This is a genomic window from Embleya sp. NPDC020630, assembly GCF_044334985.1.
Lineage (GTDB): Bacteria > Actinomycetota > Actinomycetes > Streptomycetales > Streptomycetaceae > Embleya.
Window position 1 is genome coordinate 271,582 of record NZ_JBIRUB010000011.1, and the last position, 17,588, is coordinate 289,169.

A 17,588-nucleotide genomic window follows, 5' to 3' on the forward strand; every position below is an offset into this window, starting at 1 on the left:
GGAGGTGGACGTGGCCGCGACGATGCGGGCCGTGGTGCTGACCGGACCCGGACCGGTGGAGAACCTGGTGCTGCGGGACCCGGCCGTGCCCGAGGTGCGGCCGGGGTGGGTGCGGATCGCGGTGAAGGCGTTCGGGCTGAACCGTTCGGAGTTGCACACCCGGCTCGGACTGGCCGAAGGCGTGACGTTTCCCCGGGTGCCGGGGATCGAGGCGGTCGGGGTCGTGGACGCGCTGGATCCGGCCGACGCCGGCGGCGGCCTCGTGGTCGGGCAGCAGGTGGCCACCATGATGGGCGACATGGGGCGGACCTACGACGGGGGCTATGCGCAGTACACGCTCGTACCCGTGGACCAGGTGATCGGGTTCGTGTCGGACCTGCCCTGGCACGTGATCGGCGCGGTTCCGGAGACGTTGCAGACGGCGTACGGCTCGTTGACCACCGGGCTGGACCTGCGCGCCGGGCAGAGCCTGCTGATCCGCGGCGGGACCTCCTCCGTGGGTTTGGCCGCGGCGGCGCTGGCCAAGGGGATCGGCGCCACGGTGCTCGCGACCACGCGCCGCGCCGCGAACGTCGAGGTGCTGCGGGCCCAGGGGGTGGACCACGTCCTGGTCGACGACGGTGCCGTCGCCGCCGCCGTACGCGCGCTGCATCCCGAAGGGGTCGACGCGGCACTGGAGTTGGTCGGGACACCGACCCTGCCGGACACCCTCGCCGCCACCCGGGTGCACGGGACGGTGTGCTTCACCGGGATGTTGTCCAACGAGTGGATCGTGCCCGACTTCTATCCGATCGGCTACCTCCCGAAGGGGGTGCGGCTGACCGCCTACGGCGGCGAGAGCGGCGATCTGCCCGCCGACGTGTTGCAGCGCTACCTCGACGAGATCGCAGCCGGGCGGATCAGCCTCGGGCCGATCCACACGTACGCTCTCGACGACATCCGCCGCGCGCACACGGACATGGAACTCGGCCGTACGGTGGGCAAACTCGTCGGGTTGACGGAGGGCTGAGCGGGCCCGGGGTCAGTCCGGGAGCACCGTCGGGGCCACCGCCGCCGGGTCCGGCGAGAAGCGGGCGGTCCTGGCGTCGCGTTCGTCGCCGAAGTGGTGGGTGAGGACGCCGTACAGGTCGGGGCGGCGGCCCTTGAGCCAGCGGCGGCCGGTGGACAGCGGGATCAGGGTCAGGTCGACGTCCGCGGTGACCATCGTGTCCGCCGCGGCCCAGGTCTCGGCGAGGATGCGGCCGTAGGGGTCGAGGATCATCGCGTTGCCGGTGCGGACCTCGTCGTCGTCGCGCCCCACCCCGTTGCTGAAGATCAGGGCCAAGCCGTTGTCGTGGGCCCGCGAGGGCAGCCAGCGCAGCAACCACCCCCGGCCGCTGTCGCCGCGAAACGCGGCCTCGACGGCCGCCGGGTCCCGGTGCCGGTTCTCCCACACGGCCGGTGGGATCGGCCGCATGCCGTGCGGACTGCGCGAGTCGGTACCGCCGGTCTGGTGCGGTGCCACCAGGATCGAGGCGCCGAGCAGGGCGGTGGCCCGCACGTTCTCGACGAGGTTGTTGTCCCAGCAGACGAGGATGCCGACCCGCACGCCCCACGGGGTGTCGAAGACGGTGTACCGGTCGCCGCTGGAGACGGCCTCGTGCTCGAACGCGTGCAGCTTGCGGTGGCAGTGCACCCGGCCGTCGGGCAGGCAGACCGCGTACGAGTTGAACAGCCGCCCGTCGACCTCGTCGCGCTCCAGGAAGCCCAGGCCGCCGGCCACGCCCAGTTCGACGGCCAGCTCGCGCACGCGGGTGACGGAGGGTCCGGTGACCGGCTCGGCGAGTTCGCGCAGCCGCTCGGCGGGGTGCCGGCGCAGGTGCCAGTAGCCCAGGAGGGACATCTCGGGGACCACGACGAGCTGTACCCCGTCGGCGGCGGCGCGGCGGGTGAAGTCTTCGACGCGGGCCAGGTTGTACGCCTTGTCGTCCGGGCGCGGCTCGAACTGTACCGACGCGCAGCGCAGGTGCTCCGTCGACATCGACGACTCCTGTCCGTGGGGTGGCTGATGGGTGGCTGATGGTCGTCCCGACCTCCATCACAGCCGTACCTCGGCATTCCGGTCCAATGAAACTTCGGGGGTCTTCGATAACCGGACGGAATGGATCGCGGCCTAGACTCCCGACATGGACATCCGGCTGCTGCGCGCGTTGGTCGCGGTGGCCGACTGCGGTGCCTTCGGGGTCGCGGCGCGGGGGTTGTCGATCACCCAACCCGCGTTGAGCAAGCAGATCCGGGCGCTGGAGGCGGAGGTCGGCGGCGCCCTGTTCATCCGGGGGCGGCACGGTGCCGAGCCGACCCGGCTGGGCGCCACGCTGCTACCGGAGGCGCGCGAACTGGTGCGTCGGGCCGACCAGTTGACCCGTCGGGCCGGGCAGTTCCGGCGCGGGGAGGCGGGCAGTCTGGCGGTCGGGTTCGGGCTGTCCGGGATCGATCTCGCGCCGCAGGCCGTGGCGGCCTTCCGCCGGCGCTTTCCGGGGGTGGAGATCTCGTTGGAGGACATGTCCTCCGCGAGTCAGATCGAGGCGGTCCGCGGGGGCGACCTCGACGTGGGCTTCGTACGGCTGCCGGCGCCGGACGACCTGGCCCGGTTGGTGGTGCTGACCGACACGCTCGCGGTGGCGGCGCCGCGAGACACGGATCCGCCGCCGACGGATCCGGTGGGGGTCGCCGTGTGGTTGCGGGGGCGTGCGGTGGTGCGGCTCACCCGGGCGAAGGGGCCGGGGCTGGTGCGGCAGATCGAGTTGTTCGAGCGGGAGTTCGATGCTCGGTCGGAGCCGGTTCAGGAGGCGTCCGACCTCCAGACCGTGTTGGCGCTGGTCGCGGCGGGGGTGGGGGTGGCGCTGGTGCCGGCGGGGGCGGCCGATATCGCGTCTTCGACGGTTGTGGTGACGGCGATCGAGGGCGGTGGTGCTTCGAGCGCGGCCTCGGATGTCGTTTCGGCCGCCGTCTCCTGGCGGATCGGCGCGGTCTGGGATCCGGCGCGGGGCACGCGGGTGCGGGACAACTTCCTCGCCGTCGTGCGTGATCTCGTCCGGCGGCGCGGGGCTACTTCGCGGCCAGCCGGTTCCGGGTCAGCTCCGGGGTGTCGGGGGAGCGGGACTCCACCGTCGCCCTGATGTCGGCGAGCGTCTGCGCGGCGAGTTCGCGGCGCCAGGCCAGGTCGGCGCGGGACATCGCCTGCGCGATGACGCACGCGGTGCGGTAGTCGGCCGTCGGGTCGGCGTCGGGGCCGCTGCGCAGGATCTGTTGGCAGCGGAAGGCCGCGTCGGGGCCCTCGATGGCGACGACCACGTCCATCAGGGTGATGTCCTTCAGGGCCTTGGCCAGCCGGAATCCGCCGCGTGGGCCGGAGGTCGAGGTGACGATGCCGGCGCGGGCGAGGGCCTGGAGCTGCTTGTTGAGGTAGGCGGCGGGCAGGCCGTAGAAGGCGGCCAGTTTGGTCGCCGTCACCGCGGTGCCCGATTCGGCCCACGCCAGGTTCAGGCAGCTGTGCAGCGCCCACTCCACGCCTTCGCTCATCTGCATATGCTGGACGCTACCCATCCAGAATACCCCGGACAACCCCCGCTCCCTCGGATGGCTCCATCCTCGACGGTCACAGCGGCAGGCCGGCGAGTTGCATCAGCCGTTTCGCGCGGGCGAAGCCGTCGAGCGGGACGGGCGTGGTGCCGGTGCGGCAGTGGTGGCACAAGGCGCCGGGGACGAGGTCGGGTCCGGGGCGCCCGCAGTCGGCGCACTCGACCAGGCGCGGGCGGCGCGACTGGGCTGGGATCACCGGAGCCGTCGGTGGTGGCGGGGTACGGGTGAGGCGGAAGTGCAGCAGGCCGGTCTTGAGCTCGCGACTCGGTGGCGGTAGGTCGTCGGTCAACTCCCGGAAGACCTCGTCGTCGGTGGCGCCGGCCGTGAAGCGGGCCTGGACGAACGGCACGAGGGTACGCAACTCCCGGTCCTTGAAGGCCAATCGTTCGTCCACGTCGGCCAGCGAGCGGAGCAGTTCGAGGGCGCGTACGGCGGGATCCGGCTCGGGACCGGCCGTCGGCGCGGTGTTGGGCGCGGCCTTCGGGGCGGAGGGTGAACCTGCCTCGGGAGCGCCCCGGACCGCACGCGGCCCGGACCACTCCGTGAGACGACCGAGCAGGCGCCCGGTCGCCGAATCCCTTAAGCGCTTGGCCACCGCGATACCGGCGTCGGTGAGTTCCTGGAGCACGCGGCGGGCGATGTGGGTGCCCACGCCCAGGAGTTCGCGGATGCTCTCGATGGAGATCGGGGTGCCGGGAGGCGCGGCCTCGTAGCGGATGGCGGCTTCGAACGCCCATCCGGAGAGACCGCCGAACCGGGCCAACACGGCGGCGGCGGGGTTCTCGACAGGAGCGGGGACATCAGTACGCTGGGAATTAGCCATGACGATGAGGGTGTTGCCTCTCGTTGAGTGGTCAGGCCCTCGCACCGGTGTTGGTTGCACCAGCGGGGGCCGAAATACGTTTTGGATGACTCACGCTTTGGACACGGAACAGCACACAGTGCTGCGGCAGTTGCCGTCAATCACCCACCCGAGTGACGTTCTCCCGGGTGGTTTTCCACCTAGGGCCGGCCGCCGCCCCTTCGGGGCGGCCGGCCTAGTGGGTCCTAGAGGGCGCGGTGTCCGCACAACGAAAAACCGCATCGACGGTCTCACCGGCACAAACGCGCGCGCGACGAAGTCCGTGCCGTACAGCGGGTTTCACGCACTTCGGAGGGCCCACTCGGCGGGGGCGGGTACGTGGTCCGTCCGCCCCGGCCCGGACCCGACGCGGCGCGTACAACCGGCCCACCGGCCGTACGCGCCGCGCGCTGTCCGCGTGGATCTCAACGCATCCAGCGCGGATCGGCGGCGATTGTCTCCAACTGGTCCAGGGTCAGAGCCGGTTCGACGCGAGACGGTTTGTCCCTGCTGAAGGACCCCTGAAACACGAGCCCCGGGTAGTCGTCACTGTTGATCAGAACCAACCCCGGACCGGCGGTGTTTCCCGCGTCGACCTGGACCGTACGCCCGTCCGGGTGGCGTATCGCCACCCGCCACTGGACGTACTCCGGCGGCCCATTACCCACCGGCTGTCGCGCGGCGAAGGTCGTGGAGCCATCGGGGAGGGTCCGGGTGCGGCAATCCGCGATCCCCGCACAGGATTCCAGCGGGTCGGCGGTCATCCGGACGCTCGCCGAGACATCGGTCAGCCCCTGTCCGTCCCGCAGCACGACTGTCGCGCCGTATGACACTTCCCCCTTGGCCGCGATGTCGAGCCCGGCGGGAAGCACGCTTTCGAGGACGCCGAGCACCCGCCGATCCGGCGTCGGCAGCGCGGCGGCGCCTCGGGCCCAGCGTGTGTCAGTCACGATTTTGGTCAACTGGTCGACCGTCAAGCGTGGGTCTTGGCCCTTGCCCACGGCGCCCGCGCTCGAATCGATCCCCTGGACCCGCGCGCCGCCGGCGAAGGCGTCGAGCCAGACCCGGCCGCCGTCGGGTCGGTCCAGGATCACGCGCCAGTGCCGCTGTCGGGGCTCGCCCGACCCGTCGCTGTCGGTCTTGGCCACGGTCAGTTTCGACCCGTCGGGCTGCCGGCGCCCGGTGCACTGGTCGTAGGGCTGACGTCCGTCGGCGGCAGCGCAGTTCGCCATCCGGCTCTCGGGGCTGTCGGGCACCGGACGCGTGAGCATCACCCGGACCCCGGTCGAGCCGCCCGAGTCGGTGTAGACGAGCTGTGCGAATGGATTCCGACTGATCAACGGCGGGTCCTGGGGCGTCAGTTGCGATCCGCTACCGGATACCTCGCTGATCTTCCCCTCGGCGGGCAGCAGGCTCTCCAGGACGGCGATCATCTGATTGCCCGTCACCGGCCCGGCCGAGGGCATCTCGCCGTCCGGCAGCGTGCGCCGAGAGGCCGCCGACGCATCGGTCTCCAGTGCCCGATCGAGGACGACCCCGACGCCCACCACGGTGACGGCCATCGCACACGCGGCGGCCCCGATCCGGATGCGCCGCACGCGCCGAATCCGCTTGCCGCGTGCGACACCGCGCGCGATCACCTCGGGGTCGTACGCCGGGAAGGTATCGACCACGGCATTCAGCGCCCCCGGCAGCGCCTGCTCGAAGTCGGGGTCGTGGTACTCAAAACCGGCAGGAGGCACGGTGAGATCACCGGTCCTTTCACTAGGAATGCGGAAGCATGCAAGGGGGGTCGAACGGAGCGCCGGTGCCGCAGAGCCGCGCCGATGCGCGCTCAAGTGCGCCCTCGGCGTCGCGGGTGTCACCGGTGCCATCGGCGCTCACCGATATCAATCGAGACTCAACGGCGATCGAGGGCGAGATCCGGCAACTGATCGCCCAGCACCGCCCGCAGCCGATCAAGCGCCCGATGGGAGCGAACCCGTACCGCTCCCGCCGACAGATGCAACATCTCGGCGACCTGCTCCACCGAGCGGTCCTCCCAATAGCGCAGCACCAACACCGCCCGATCCCCCGGAGCCAACTCGGCCAGGCCGTCGAGCAGAGTGAGCCGCAACTCGGGATCGCCCGTCGGGCGGGCCGCACGCTCCGGCACGTTGTCGGTGGCGCGCTCGGTGGAACTCTTGCGGCGCTGTTGTTCGAGGTAGGTGCGGACCAACGTGGTGTGCGCGTAGGCGAACGGCCACTCCATCCGGCCGATCCTGCGCCACTTCGGATAGAGCTTGCCGAGTGTCTCCTGAAGCAGGTCCTCGGCACCGTGCCAGTCACCAGAGGTGAGCAGACACGCGGTACGGAACAACCTGCGGCTGTGCGTGGCGGCGAACTCTCGAAAGTCCGCATCGCTTCCGCCGGCCATCGATGTCCCCCGTTCGTCGACGTCACCAGGGGAAATGGACCGGCCGGCAAAAACGTTACATCGCGTCCCGTGCGGCCCTGCGGGGTTCGGGGAGCCGGCCGGATGCCCGGATCCGGACAGCACACAGCGCCCCGACGGACCGAAAGCCATGTCTCATCGGCGGCACGTCGATCGGGCCGGCTAGGCCAGGTAGCGCTCGATCGTCTCGACCTTGGCCGTCAGCCCATCGACGACCCCTTCGCGGATGTCCGCCTTGAGCACCAGACTCACCCGATTCGAGTGCGCCTTGACCGCCTCGACAGCCTCCTTGACCACGGCCATCACCTCGTCCCACTCGCCCTCGATCGAGGTGAACATGGCATCGGTGCGATTCGGCAACCCACTGGCCCGCACCACCCGCACCGCAGCCGCCACCGCCTCCCCCACATCCTCACCAACACCCAACGGCGAAACCGAAAACGCAACGATCACAACAAAACCCTCCACATCCCAACCCCGAACACCCCCAGCGTAGAACGCCCCACACGCGGCTCCCCAAACCCCAACCACCCCCAAACCACCCACCCCAACCCTCAACCCCCACCCGAAACCAACCCGGCCCCGCCCCGCCCCGGGAACCGGACACCACGAGATCCGCCGACCGCGCCTCGCCCTCCGACAACCGGCAGCGGCGCACCGGCCTCCGATCGGCGTCCGTGCCTCGACCTCCCACGGCCGGCGGCCGTGCTTCACTGTCGACGGTTGGCGGCTGAGCCCTGAGCCCTGAGCCCCGAGCCCCGAGCCCTGGGCTCAGGCAACCGGCAACCGGCAACCGGCGGCCAAGCCCCGGCCTGCGGGGATCGGCGGTCATGCCTGGTTTCGGCGACCGCGTTTCCATCTTCGGCAACTGGCGTTCATGCCTTCGGCTTCGGCGACCGGTGGCTGTGCTTTCGGCGTCCGATGGATAGCGTCCGGCCCCGTTTTCGGCAACTGCCGGTCATGCCTCCGGCTTCGGCGGCAGGCGGCCGAGCCCTCGCCTCCGCAACCGCCGACCATGCCACGGCTTTCGACGTCCGCCCGCAGAGCCCCGCCCCCGACGTCCGGCCACCGCGCTCTGACCTGCGGCGGTCGACGGTCATGATTTCGGCTTCGGCGGCCGGCGACGGACCTTCCGCCTTCGCCGACTGGCGATCGTGCCTCTGGTTTCGGCGGTCGTCGGCCGAGCCCTGACCGGCCGCTGTGTCCTGGCCGGCGGCGGTCGGCAGCCGTGACTTCCGCTTTGGCGGCCGAGCTTCCGCCTTCGGCAACTGGCGGTCATGCCTTCGTCTTCTGCGGTCGGCGGCTGTGCTTGGCGCTCGACGGCCGGTGCCCATGTCTCCGCCGGCGACTGGCGGTTATGCCTTTGGTTTTGACGATCGGCGGCCGAGCCCCTCGCTTTCGCAACCGGCGACCATGCCGCAGCCTTCGATGTCCGACCGCGAAGCCCCGGCCCCCGATCACCGGCCGCGGAGCCCCAGCCCCCGATGACCGGCCACCGTGCCCTGGCCCGCGGCCACCGGTGGCTGCGGTTCGGCTTCCGGCACACGAAGGCCAGGCTCTGACTTCCAACGACGCCGGCGGCTACGCCCCGGCAGCCGTGCCCGGCCTCCTGCCTCCGGCCTCCTGCCTCCGGCCGCAGAGACCGGCGCCCGTGCCTTGGCCTCGGGAGTCAGGCAACCCGAATCCCGAAGCTGCCCAGCTCCCGCGATCCCACGGCCGAGATCGATACCGCAGCCCCGCCCCAGTACCGACGCCGTCGCCGGAGACCCGGCACTGCGCATCCGGCCCCACCGTGCGCCTACTCGACCCGAAAAGCCGCCCGCAGGGCGCGGCGGATGTCCTCCAAGGCCCGCCGCGAGACCTCCGCCGACGGGATCGCGTTGGAGCCATGGAACGTACCCGGCCGGTGATGCAACTCGACCGGAACACCCGCCCGAATCAACCTCACCGCATACTCGATCGCCTCATCACGCAGCGGATCGAACTCGTTGGCCGTGATGTACGCCGGCGCCAAGCCCGCCACATCCTCGGCCCGCGCGGGTGCCGCGTAGGCGCTCGCCTCCGCACCCGCCAGGTAGTACCGCCAACTCAACTCCGCCTGCGGACGACTCCACAACGGCGTCGCATCGAACTCCCGCATCGAGGGAGTGTCCAGCCGATCATCCAAAACCGCCGTGTCCAACACCTGGTACACCAGCGCCGGCCCACCCTCGTCCCGAGCCCGCAGCGCCAACGCCGCGGCCAACCCGCCACCCGCGCTCACCCCGCCGACCGCGATCCGCCCCGGATCCGCCCCGATCGACGCCGCATGCTCCGCCACCCACCGAAGCACCGCCCACGCATCCTCGAAGCCCGCCGGAAAGGGATCCTCGGGCGCGAGCCGATACTCCACATTCACCACCACGCAGCCCACCTCAAGGGCGGTCGCCACGCAGCTGCCATCCGTACTGTCCATGTCCCCGAACACGAACCCACCACCGTGGAACCACACCAGCACCCCGGGCGCCCCACCCGCCCCGGCCGCCCCCACCGCAGCCGTCGGCGTATAGATCCGCACCGGCACACCCCCGGCCACCACCCGATCCTCGACCAAAAGCCCGTCCGGACGCTGCAAAGGCTGGGCCCGAGCCCGCTGCGCCGCCCGAAACGCCGCCGGCTCGGCGATGTCCACGGTCGGCAGGTACGGGAGGACCGCGAGCAATTCGGGGTCTATGCGGTGATCCATGCCGCGGAAGCTAGCAGCGCCCGCCGCCAACTTCCATGACGCCCCGTCAGATCCCACCCGATCGAGGCGCAAGTCACTCGCCCGCCGGCCCACCCGGGTCCCACGCCGCCCCGCCCCATCCCACCTGCGAAATCCGTTTCCACCCCACCCACCCGCGGCCGCACCATAACCCCATGAACGCCATCCCCACGACGACCCTCTGGCGGCCGACCGGACCGGCCGAGCTGGAGCTCGTACGCGAGTCCGGTTGGACCGCGTGGCCGGCCCGGCTGCCCGACCAGCCGATCTTCTACCCGGTCCTCAACGAGGACTACGCGATCAAAATCGCCCGAGACTGGAACGTCCCCGCCTCCGGCTCCGGCTACGTGACCCGCTTCCACATCGAAACCGAATACGTAATCCGCTACCCGGTCCGCCAAGCAGGCGGCAAATCCATCCTCGAACTCTGGGTCCCAGCCGAAGACCTCCCAGAATTCAACAACCACATAGTCGGCCACATAGAACTGATCCACGAGTTCCACTAGCCCAAGCCCCACCCACCCGACCACCCCAGCCGGCGTCGGCCCACGCCCGGGCGTCCACCCTCGGCCCACCTTCAACGGAAGCGGCCCACCACCCCTGCGAGCTCTTCGCATCGGTGCCGACCACGAGCCGCAGTGGCGGCGGCCCGTGGTCATCATTCGGAGTGCACTCCCCGCGCGTCCGGGCGGCCCGGACGCCCATCACGCCTAGCGTGGGTCAGGAGACAATCCCGGCGAACCGCCGCCGGGATCCCGACCGACCCAGGGAGATCAGCTCACCATGACCGCCCCCCTCCCCGAACTCACCGGGGACTACGTCCTCGACCCCGCCCACACCCGGATCGGCTTCGTCGCCCGCCATGCCATGGTGACCAAGGTCCGCGGTTCGTTCAGCGATTTCGAGGGCACCGCCCACCTGGACGGCAGCGACCCGACCAAGTCCAGTGCCCAGTTGGTGATCAAGACCGAGAGCATCCACACCGGCGTCGAACAGCGCGACCAGCACCTGCGCACCAACGACTTTCTCGACGTCCCCAACTTCCCCGACATCACCTTCCGGACCACCTCCATCGAGGCGAAGTCCGACTCCGAATACCGCGTCACCGGCGACCTCACCGTCAAGGACGTCACCCGCCCGGTCACCATCGACTTCGAGTACACGGGCAACGCGGTCGACCCGTACGGCAACCTCCGAGTCGGCCTGGAGGGATCCGTGACCATCTCCCGCAAGGAATTCGGCGTGACGTGGAACGCGGCCCTGGAAGGCGGCGGCGTCCTCGTAGGCGACAAGGTCGTCCTGGAGTTCGACATCTCCGCCATCAAGCAGCCCTGACCCGCCCTCCCGACGCACCAACCGGGCGGGCGCAACATCCACCACCGAAGGCCGCAGCCCGATGTAGCGAATCCGAAAACGACGAAGGCCCAGGCTCGGACTTTGTCCGTGACCTGGGCCTTCGCTACACGAGCGGGCGACGAGAATCGAACTCGCGTTCTAAGCCTGGGAAGCGCCGTTCCCGCGATGCCGGCTAACGCGCCTTGACCAGCCCCGCATCCTCGCCCGCGCCATCGACTCGACAGCCTGCCAGTACCCCCTGCTGACCGCGAATCCCCACCCGTTCTGGCACACATCTGGCACGGAGCCCTCCAGGCTGAAGCACGGATCCCGTGCTCTACGACGAGACGAGGCCGATGGATTCCTCTCCCTTTTGGTTGGCCAATGGCGACCGTGAATTCGTGGCCTGCGCTGCACACAAGGTCGATGCGCTTCGAGGTGCGGGCATGGCTTGAAGGGCTGTCCGCAGCCCAGCGGGGCACGGTTAAGCGTTTTGTCGAACGGCTGGCCAACGAGGGCGAACGGATGGGTATGCCCCGGTCCAAGCCGCTCGGCCAAGGGCTGTTCGAGCTGCGGTTCGACTTGGCAAACCGGGCGGTGCGGATCACCTACTGGATCCGCACCGACGCGACCGCGGTGCTCTTGACGGTGTTTCGCAAGCAGAGGATGAACGAGCACGTGCACGTCGAGCGCGCCAGACAGGTGATGAAGACATGCCAGAACGACCACACCGCTGCGCCGGTCGCGATCATCTTTGCCGGGGAGCCGCTGGAACTGGGCGGCCGGTGACGAGCGACTGGTGGCAATCCGGGAAGACCGCCGGCGACGGACGAGATGATGACGGAGGCCACGATGAATGCGCGTGAGGCAATGCGTCGCAGGGCCGCGAAGGCCGCTGCCGAGCCTGTCCCTGAGACGTCCCACGCGGATGCGATGACCACGGGCGAGGTCGAGGAGTTCGACCAGGCGTATGCGGAGGCCGCGCTCGGTGACGCGATGGCCCAAGCCGTTTACGACCGCCGCATTGCACTCGGCTGGACGAAGGCGGAACTCGCCCGCCGCGTAGGGATGAACGAGCGGGTCATCCGCCGCCTTGAGGACGGCGGCCGACCGGTGACCACACCGACACTGCTCCGCCTGGGACGGGCCTTGGGAGGGCACTTCACAGTCGCATTGCTCACTGACAACCCGGTGGTGACCTTCAAGCCAACCACCCGACGGGCAACCCGTTCGACGACTCGGTCGGCTTGTCGCGCCCCCGCGACTTCAACGACGCGCGGAGGCCAATCCCTGCTGACTGGTCTCCCCCGCAGGCCTCGCAGCGCCACCACGGCCGGAAACACGGTGCATCGGCTCAGGGTAAATGCGTAACGGGTAAGGCCGGACGTTGCGTTCGAAGGCGGCAGTTGCGCTGCCAAGCCGTTCCCGACGTCATCGCGAAGCGGCTCAAAAAGCTTCAGGGCCGACATCGCCGCGCATCCGCCACGGACCCCACACGCGAGGCGTAGCGAGTTGGGAACGACGAAGGCCCAGGCTGCGGATCATGTCCGTGACCTGGGCCTTAACGTTTGGAGCGGGCGACGAGAATCGAACTCGCGTTCTAAGCTTGGGAAGCGCCGTTCCAGCGATGCCCGCATAGCCGCCCCTACCGGCCCCGCATCCTCGCCAGCGCTACCGGCTCAATAGCCCGTGACTACCCTCCGCTGACCGCGAGTCCCCACCCGTTCTGGCACGCATCTGGCACGGCTGGGCGCCTGGATTCTCTTATCGAAGCGCCCACAGGACTGACAGCGTGCTTTCGTGAGTGACTGGGCAGATTTCGCGGTCCAAACCGCTGGACCCCTACTGGGCGTCCTGGTCGGCGGCGCAATCGCCGCCATGGTTGCGCGTTGGCAGACCACCAAGACTCTCACCACACAGGCCTGGTTGGCATCGACCCAGCAGCTCGCAGACGCCCGTTTGGCACGAGTGGAACGCGATCATGAGCGAGCCGTCAACGCATCACGCCAACTACTGGAACGGTTGGCGGACCTGTACGCGTGGCTACCTTCCCTGCCAGATGTCTCGGAGGACGTCCCAAGGCTGAGCGCTCACGCCCGTGATCACTGCATCACGGCCATGGAGAGTCTACGGCGGGGAATGCACACAGAGATCTTTTCGATCTCGGATCCAGTTCTGCGTGACCGCTATCGCACATTGGTGCAACTTGCGTACGACATTGGATGGCGTGGAGTAGGTAGAGGCAACCACGAGCGACAGATAAATGACGCCAAGAACTACTTGCGCTACGTTCAGTACTCCTTGGAGGCCGTCATCGAGGGAAAATCCCTACCTGATCCGGTGCCTCCGCCTGTACTCGATCGGACTGACCCAGCACCCTGGCAACCGCCGTACCTTCCTCCGCACTGGGGCGACCCGGCAGATGGCAGCTAGGCACACGGTTCCGGAGCGGGTGTGAGCGCATTCCCGAAATCGGGCTATGACCAGCACATGAACCGCGTCAGGGCCCACCCAATTCCAAGATCACAACCAGCCGGCTGCCCCCAAAACCCGACCCACGCACCCGTCCACGGCATGCCGGGGACCGGGTGGCCTGCCGTGGTTCATGCGCGCGGGTCACGCAACCTGACCAACAACCCGGGTGCTCGGCAACCGCGGCCCGACCCCCAAAGCCCAGCACCAACGGTGGTCCTACGCAACGAGCGCGCTCCGGTCGCGGCCAAAGGTCGCGTCGCCGGCCCCCAGCCGGCTCGCAGCGCAGCTGCGAACTTCACGGCTCCGGAGTGGATCGCGAGCGAGAGGCTTCCTGAAGTCAGTGTCTCGAACTATTGTTCGAGAATGCAAGGAAAGCTGCCTCTATGCCAACCCTTTAGTCATGACTTAGCCTTTGCCTTCAGTCTCTGGGGAGGGCCTGCCTGTGACGGGGGCGCTGGAAGCAGTCGGCGAGCAAAAAGGGCGCAACGGTCGGATTGAGGCGGTAGATCCGCGCTATGTCACACAGATGATGGAGCAACTCCAGCAGGGGTATGTCGCGAGTGTGGCGGCAACAGCTGGCTGTGCGATGGAGGTTGTGCCCATAGACATCTTTGGCTATGACGTGCGATTTGTCCGCCCCGCCCCAACTGTTCATGAGGAAGAGTCGGTGGTGCTGGCGCAACTCAAGTGCACCACTCAGTTGGATCTTGATCCAAGCAAAGAGTACTTCAGTTATCAGTTCACGAAGCGTCAATATTTTGACCACATGGTCAAGGCCAGGAGTTACCCAAAGGCCATTCTTGTCGTTATGACAGCGCCGCCCCGTCAGTCGGAGTGGACGGAAGCGGATCATGCTGGCCTAACTACTAGAAGATGCTGCTACTGGGTGCATTTAGAGGGATTTGAAGCTAAGTCGAATGTCCAAAAACCTAGCGTGCGCATACCCATCGAGAATAAATTTGACGCTGCATCCCTTACCGAGATGATAAATCGATTCGACAGGGGTGAATCGTTATGACTAGCCTGTCGAGTGTTCCTCTCCCAGTGCGGGTCGATCCCGATAGACTCGGTGCTCTCCTCGAAGAAGCTGGTTGGCGTCCTGTGGGAGGCAGGGCTGGTATGTATACGCGATATGCGCGCCAGGGTTCGAGTGAAGGAAATTTCTCCGCCAGCTTGCTGATTCCCTTGGACGTGCATTCCCCAGAGTTTTCGGATGTGATGCGGTCCGCATTGTTGCAACTCGCCCAGGATCGGGATCTATGGATCCGGTCGATCTACCCTCGCCTAGTTGCTGAAGCATCAGATGAGTTCAAGTTTCGCAAGGAATCTTCAGCACCGAGCGGATTCATTGGATGGCGAAGTGGTGAACGGCTGATCGAATCTGCCCGTAGGACACTTTTGGCAGGAGCGAAATCGTTCGCGGGTCCAGATCGCCACTTCGTGAACCGACACGGGCGGTTTGCTAACCGGTACCTCGACCAGGTCATGATGGGGCAGACATCTCCTGGTAGTTACATCGTTACGGCATATGCTCCACCGAATGTTGATATCCAAGTCTCTTCCGGACATCCAGCTAATACGCTAGGTGAATTTGGAAACGCAAGTGTTCGTGCGGTAAGTCAAGCGGTGGTGCGAGCAGTAGAGGCCACGGTAGAGGCGCTCGATCACTATCGATCAACCGGATCCCTTTCCGGATTCGAATCCGGAGTTTCGCGGGGAATTTCTTACGAGATGGCAAATGCAATCCTGGGTATCGCCGAGGATTCTGATGGTGCGGATATCAGCATTGAATGGGATCCGGCTGTTCCCGCTCCCTCCGCGCTTACCTCTCACTTCGAGTTTCAAGGGTCTGACGTAGAACCCCTGAATAAAGCCGCCATGAAACTGGCTGAGGGAAAAACGTCAAGCTTTGTAACTTTGAGTGGCCGCGTGCATCAGATGGCAAAGAAGGATGCAGGCGGCCCCGGGGTATTCGGGATCGACGCCTTCCAGCCAGCCGTGGTAAGGAAAGCTCGCGTTCGCCTGGCAAATCGTGAAGATTACCACGATGCTGTGCGAGCGCATGATGAAGATCTGGCAATTCGAGTTAGTGGACGACTCGAACGGGAGGGAAACCTGAACTGGCTATATGACGCCAGCGTAGTTCAGGTCCTCGGTCCCCTTGCGGATTACGCGCCTTCTAGTCGAATCGTAGAGGGCCAGATAGAGCTTTTTGCTGATGATTCCGACCATTCAACTGTCGAGCCTGTTCGGGAAATTAGGAAACTACCACCCGTTGATCTTCCTTGACGGTTGCATGAACTTGAGGAGATGGCGCCCAAAATTCGAGACGGATCGCTGTCCGTTCGTTCGATAGGTTGAGGAGGCATGGCTGGTGGGGCAGCACCGTGACCGGCGGCCACGCCGCATGCGCGGTGCTGCCCCACCAGCCATGCCGCGGCGCGCCTGTCAGGGCGCGCCCTTGATCCAGTAGAGCTAAATTCGGCAATGGTCGATTGGGCGCCGTTGGTGGGTCGACAGGGCACCGGATGCGGGTAGCTTCGCGGTATGGCGGATGGCGGGGTGTCTGGGGCCGGTGGGGCGTTTACCGCGGAGCATGCTCGGGAGGTGCTGGGCTCGGCGTGTGCTGTGGCTGGGCTGAGCGCTGAGGGGGCGGCTCTGCTGCGGCTTGGGGAGAACGCTGTTTTCCGGTTGGGTGATCCGGTTGTGGTGCGGGTGGCGCGGTCGGCGGACCGGGTTGATGAGCATGAGCGGACTGTGGCTGCTGCTCGGTGGCTTGCCGAGGTTGGGTTCCCGGCGGTGCGGGTCGTTTCGAGGATTCGGCAACCGCTCGTGGTTGACGGGCGGGTGGTGACGTTCTGGGAGCTGGTGGCCGAGGAGGAGCGGTTCGCGGGTGTGGTCGCGCTGGCCGAGCTGCTGCGGCGTTTGCACTGGTTGGAGGAGCCGGAGTCGCTGGCGCTGCCGTATCTGGAGCCGTTGGCGGCGACCTGGGGGCGGATCGACGCTGCGGTGGCGTTGGGCGATGAGGACCGTGAGTTTCTTCGGCAGCGGGCCGAGGAACTGCGTAAGCGGTATGACGCTCTGGAGTTCGTGCTTCCGTTCGGGCTCGTGCACGGGGACGCGAACGTCGGGAACGCGCTCGTCGACGATGCCGGGCGGGGGGTGCTGATCGACTTGGATGGGTTCGCGCTCGGGCCGCGTGAGTGGGACTTGGTGCTGACTGCGATGTACTACGAGCGGTACGGGTGGCATACCCGGGCCGAGTACGAGGCGTTCGTGCACGCCTATGGGTTCGACGTCATGAACTGGTACGGCTATCCGGTGCTGGCCGACATGCGTGAGTTGATGATGACCGTGTGGCTGACGCAGAACATGGCCGGCGATGCTGCGGTGACGGCGGAGGTCGCGCGGCGCATGTCGGACCTGCGGTCCGGTGCCGACCGGCACGGGTGGAAGCCGTTCTGAGGTCGGATCAACTCGCGGTCTGCTGCCACAGGCGGTGGCTCTCGGCCTCTTCCAGGAATTCGGCAACTGAAGCTGAGGTTGCGAACACCGCCAGTTTTGTGCGGAATTCGGATAGATAGGTCACGCATCGGGCGGACTTGAGCTGCTGTCCGAGCTTCAGTGCGGTGAGGGCGCTGCGGCAGGCGAGCTCGGGTTCTCCGGCCGTCAGGTGGGCTTCCGCCAGGACCATGGTCGCGAAGAAGTCGCTGCGGACGTAGCGGCCGTCCGTGCCGCCGAGACACAGTTTTGCGTATGTGGTGGCTTGCTGGGCTTGGTGCATGTCGCGGAAGCAGTGGCCGAGTTCGGCGGACAGCTCTGCCTGGTCGAAGTAGCCGATCCACTCCGGGTCTTCACCCGGGTTGGTGCGTTCGAAGATCGTCGTTGCCCGGGTCAAGGCCGTGTTGCATCCGGCGTGGTCGCCGACGCGGGAGAGCGCTCGGGCCTCCATCGCGAGGAACTGCGCGGTCAGGGTCGGCGTTGCGTGGCCTGTTGTACCGAGCTGGGCGGCGCGGGCCAAGTTGGCTGCCTCGGTGAAGCGGCCTAGTGCTGTGACCGGAAACGTTCACCGGGTGGCCGGTGGTCGTGATGGTCTGCGTGCCGGTTGGATGTCATGGACATCCAACCGGCGACAGGGG

The 17,588-nt window shown here is 67.4% G+C and carries 17 protein-coding genes and 1 tRNA gene; 9 read left to right on the top strand and 9 right to left on the bottom strand.

What is annotated here, in order from left to right; all coding sequences use genetic code 11:
* Positions 1 to 22 precede the first annotated feature (22 nt).
* A complete protein-coding gene (locus ACH4XV_RS32375; RefSeq protein ID WP_395795888.1) occupies positions 23 to 1,009 on the top strand; it encodes a zinc-binding dehydrogenase in 987 nt (328 codons plus the stop codon).
* 12 nt (positions 1,010 to 1,021) lie between these two features.
* On the opposite strand, the gene ACH4XV_RS32380 is transcribed toward ACH4XV_RS32375, so the two are convergent.
* On the bottom strand, positions 1,022 to 2,020 hold the full coding sequence (locus ACH4XV_RS32380; RefSeq protein ID WP_395795866.1) for a nitrilase family protein: 999 nt from the start codon (positions 2,018 to 2,020) through the stop codon (positions 1,022 to 1,024).
* 145 nt (positions 2,021 to 2,165) lie between these two features.
* On the opposite strand from ACH4XV_RS32380, the gene ACH4XV_RS32385 reads away from it, so the two are divergent.
* Positions 2,166 to 3,158: a LysR family transcriptional regulator gene (locus ACH4XV_RS32385; RefSeq protein WP_395795867.1), complete on the top strand. Its 993-nt coding sequence runs from the start codon at positions 2,166 to 2,168 to the stop codon at positions 3,156 to 3,158.
* Here ACH4XV_RS32385 and ACH4XV_RS32390 read toward each other — a convergent pair.
* From ACH4XV_RS32390 to ACH4XV_RS32415, 6 genes are all read right to left on the bottom strand, one after another.
* A complete protein-coding gene (locus ACH4XV_RS32390) occupies positions 3,088 to 3,561 on the bottom strand; it encodes an RrF2 family transcriptional regulator (protein ID WP_395795868.1) in 474 nt (157 codons plus the stop codon). The two genes, ACH4XV_RS32385 and ACH4XV_RS32390, sit on opposite strands and share 71 nt — an antisense overlap.
* Before the next feature lie 76 nt (positions 3,562 to 3,637).
* On the bottom strand, positions 3,638 to 4,444 hold the full coding sequence (locus ACH4XV_RS32395; RefSeq protein ID WP_395795869.1) for a hypothetical protein: 807 nt from the start codon (positions 4,442 to 4,444) through the stop codon (positions 3,638 to 3,640).
* 443 nt (positions 4,445 to 4,887) lie between these two features.
* Positions 4,888 to 6,204, bottom strand: a complete 1,317-nt coding sequence (locus ACH4XV_RS32400) for a hypothetical protein (RefSeq protein WP_395795870.1) — start codon at positions 6,202 to 6,204, stop codon at positions 4,888 to 4,890.
* A 158-nt stretch (positions 6,205 to 6,362) separates the two neighbouring features.
* Entirely contained in the window at positions 6,363 to 6,878 is a 516-nt protein-coding gene (locus tag ACH4XV_RS32405) for a SigE family RNA polymerase sigma factor (protein WP_395795871.1), read from the bottom strand.
* A 180-nt stretch (positions 6,879 to 7,058) separates the two neighbouring features.
* Positions 7,059 to 7,349, bottom strand: a complete 291-nt coding sequence (locus ACH4XV_RS32410) for an MTH1187 family thiamine-binding protein (RefSeq protein WP_078976209.1) — start codon at positions 7,347 to 7,349, stop codon at positions 7,059 to 7,061.
* Between the two features lie 1,345 nt (positions 7,350 to 8,694).
* The gene (locus ACH4XV_RS32415; protein ID WP_395795872.1) at positions 8,695 to 9,621 is read right to left on the bottom strand and encodes an alpha/beta hydrolase; all 927 of its coding nucleotides are present in this window, start codon (positions 9,619 to 9,621) and stop codon (positions 8,695 to 8,697) included.
* A 173-nt stretch (positions 9,622 to 9,794) separates the two neighbouring features.
* Between ACH4XV_RS32415 and ACH4XV_RS32420 the strand changes: the two genes are divergently transcribed.
* From ACH4XV_RS32420 to ACH4XV_RS32435, 4 genes are all read left to right on the top strand, one after another.
* On the top strand, positions 9,795 to 10,145 hold the full coding sequence (locus ACH4XV_RS32420; protein ID WP_395795873.1) for a hypothetical protein: 351 nt from the start codon (positions 9,795 to 9,797) through the stop codon (positions 10,143 to 10,145).
* 277 nt (positions 10,146 to 10,422) lie between these two features.
* On the top strand, positions 10,423 to 10,974 hold the full coding sequence (locus tag ACH4XV_RS32425; protein ID WP_395795874.1) for a YceI family protein: 552 nt from the start codon (positions 10,423 to 10,425) through the stop codon (positions 10,972 to 10,974).
* Between the two features lie 426 nt (positions 10,975 to 11,400).
* Entirely contained in the window at positions 11,401 to 11,763 is a 363-nt protein-coding gene (locus ACH4XV_RS32430; protein WP_395795875.1) for a type II toxin-antitoxin system RelE/ParE family toxin, read from the top strand.
* 207 nt (positions 11,764 to 11,970) lie between these two features.
* Positions 11,971 to 12,345, top strand: a complete 375-nt coding sequence (locus ACH4XV_RS32435; protein ID WP_395795889.1) for a helix-turn-helix domain-containing protein — start codon at positions 11,971 to 11,973, stop codon at positions 12,343 to 12,345.
* Positions 12,346 to 12,543: 198 nt separating this feature from the next.
* On the opposite strand, the gene ACH4XV_RS32440 is transcribed toward ACH4XV_RS32435, so the two are convergent.
* Positions 12,544 to 12,609, bottom strand: a tRNA-Gly gene (locus ACH4XV_RS32440).
* A gap of 1,282 nt (positions 12,610 to 13,891) precedes the next feature.
* Between ACH4XV_RS32440 and ACH4XV_RS32445 the strand changes: the two genes are divergently transcribed.
* The 3 genes from ACH4XV_RS32445 (at position 13,892) to ACH4XV_RS32455 (ending at position 16,914) form a co-directional block, all read left to right on the top strand.
* Positions 13,892 to 14,467 carry a DUF4365 domain-containing protein gene (locus ACH4XV_RS32445; protein WP_395795876.1) on the top strand — a complete coding sequence of 192 codons (576 nt, stop codon included), beginning with the start codon at positions 13,892 to 13,894 and terminating at the stop codon, positions 14,465 to 14,467.
* Positions 14,468 to 14,622: 155 nt separating this feature from the next.
* Entirely contained in the window at positions 14,623 to 15,738 is a 1,116-nt protein-coding gene (locus ACH4XV_RS32450) for a hypothetical protein (RefSeq protein WP_395795877.1), read from the top strand.
* Positions 15,739 to 16,056: 318 nt separating this feature from the next.
* Positions 16,057 to 16,914, top strand: a complete 858-nt coding sequence (locus ACH4XV_RS32455; RefSeq protein WP_395795878.1) for a phosphotransferase — start codon at positions 16,057 to 16,059, stop codon at positions 16,912 to 16,914.
* Between the two features lie 7 nt (positions 16,915 to 16,921).
* Here ACH4XV_RS32455 and ACH4XV_RS32460 read toward each other — a convergent pair whose 3' ends face one another.
* Positions 16,922 to 17,470 carry a hypothetical protein gene (locus ACH4XV_RS32460; RefSeq protein WP_395795879.1) on the bottom strand — a complete coding sequence of 183 codons (549 nt, stop codon included), beginning with the start codon at positions 17,468 to 17,470 and terminating at the stop codon, positions 16,922 to 16,924.
* Positions 17,471 to 17,588: the final 118 nt, after the last annotated feature.

Bases quoted from the DNA above. Each gene is read 5' to 3' on its own strand.
- ACH4XV_RS32375 (WP_395795888.1), top strand. From the start codon at position 23: ATGCGGGCCGTGGTGCTGACCGGACCCGGACCGGTGGAGAACCTGGTG.
- ACH4XV_RS32380 (WP_395795866.1), bottom strand. From the start codon at position 2,020: ATGTCGACGGAGCACCTGCGCTGCGCGTCGGTACAGTTCGAGCCGCGC.
- ACH4XV_RS32385 (WP_395795867.1), top strand. From the start codon at position 2,166: ATGGACATCCGGCTGCTGCGCGCGTTGGTCGCGGTGGCCGACTGCGGT.
- ACH4XV_RS32390 (WP_395795868.1), bottom strand. From the start codon at position 3,561: ATGAGCGAAGGCGTGGAGTGGGCGCTGCACAGCTGCCTGAACCTGGCG.
- ACH4XV_RS32395 (WP_395795869.1), bottom strand. From the start codon at position 4,444: ATGGCTAATTCCCAGCGTACTGATGTCCCCGCTCCTGTCGAGAACCCC.
- ACH4XV_RS32405 (WP_395795871.1), bottom strand. From the start codon at position 6,878: ATGGCCGGCGGAAGCGATGCGGACTTTCGAGAGTTCGCCGCCACGCAC.
- ACH4XV_RS32415 (WP_395795872.1), bottom strand. From the start codon at position 9,621: ATGGATCACCGCATAGACCCCGAATTGCTCGCGGTCCTCCCGTACCTG.
- ACH4XV_RS32420 (WP_395795873.1), top strand. From the start codon at position 9,795: ATGAACGCCATCCCCACGACGACCCTCTGGCGGCCGACCGGACCGGCC.
- ACH4XV_RS32425 (WP_395795874.1), top strand. From the start codon at position 10,423: ATGACCGCCCCCCTCCCCGAACTCACCGGGGACTACGTCCTCGACCCC.
- ACH4XV_RS32430 (WP_395795875.1), top strand. From the start codon at position 11,401: ATGCGCTTCGAGGTGCGGGCATGGCTTGAAGGGCTGTCCGCAGCCCAG.
- ACH4XV_RS32435 (WP_395795889.1), top strand. From the start codon at position 11,971: ATGGCCCAAGCCGTTTACGACCGCCGCATTGCACTCGGCTGGACGAAG.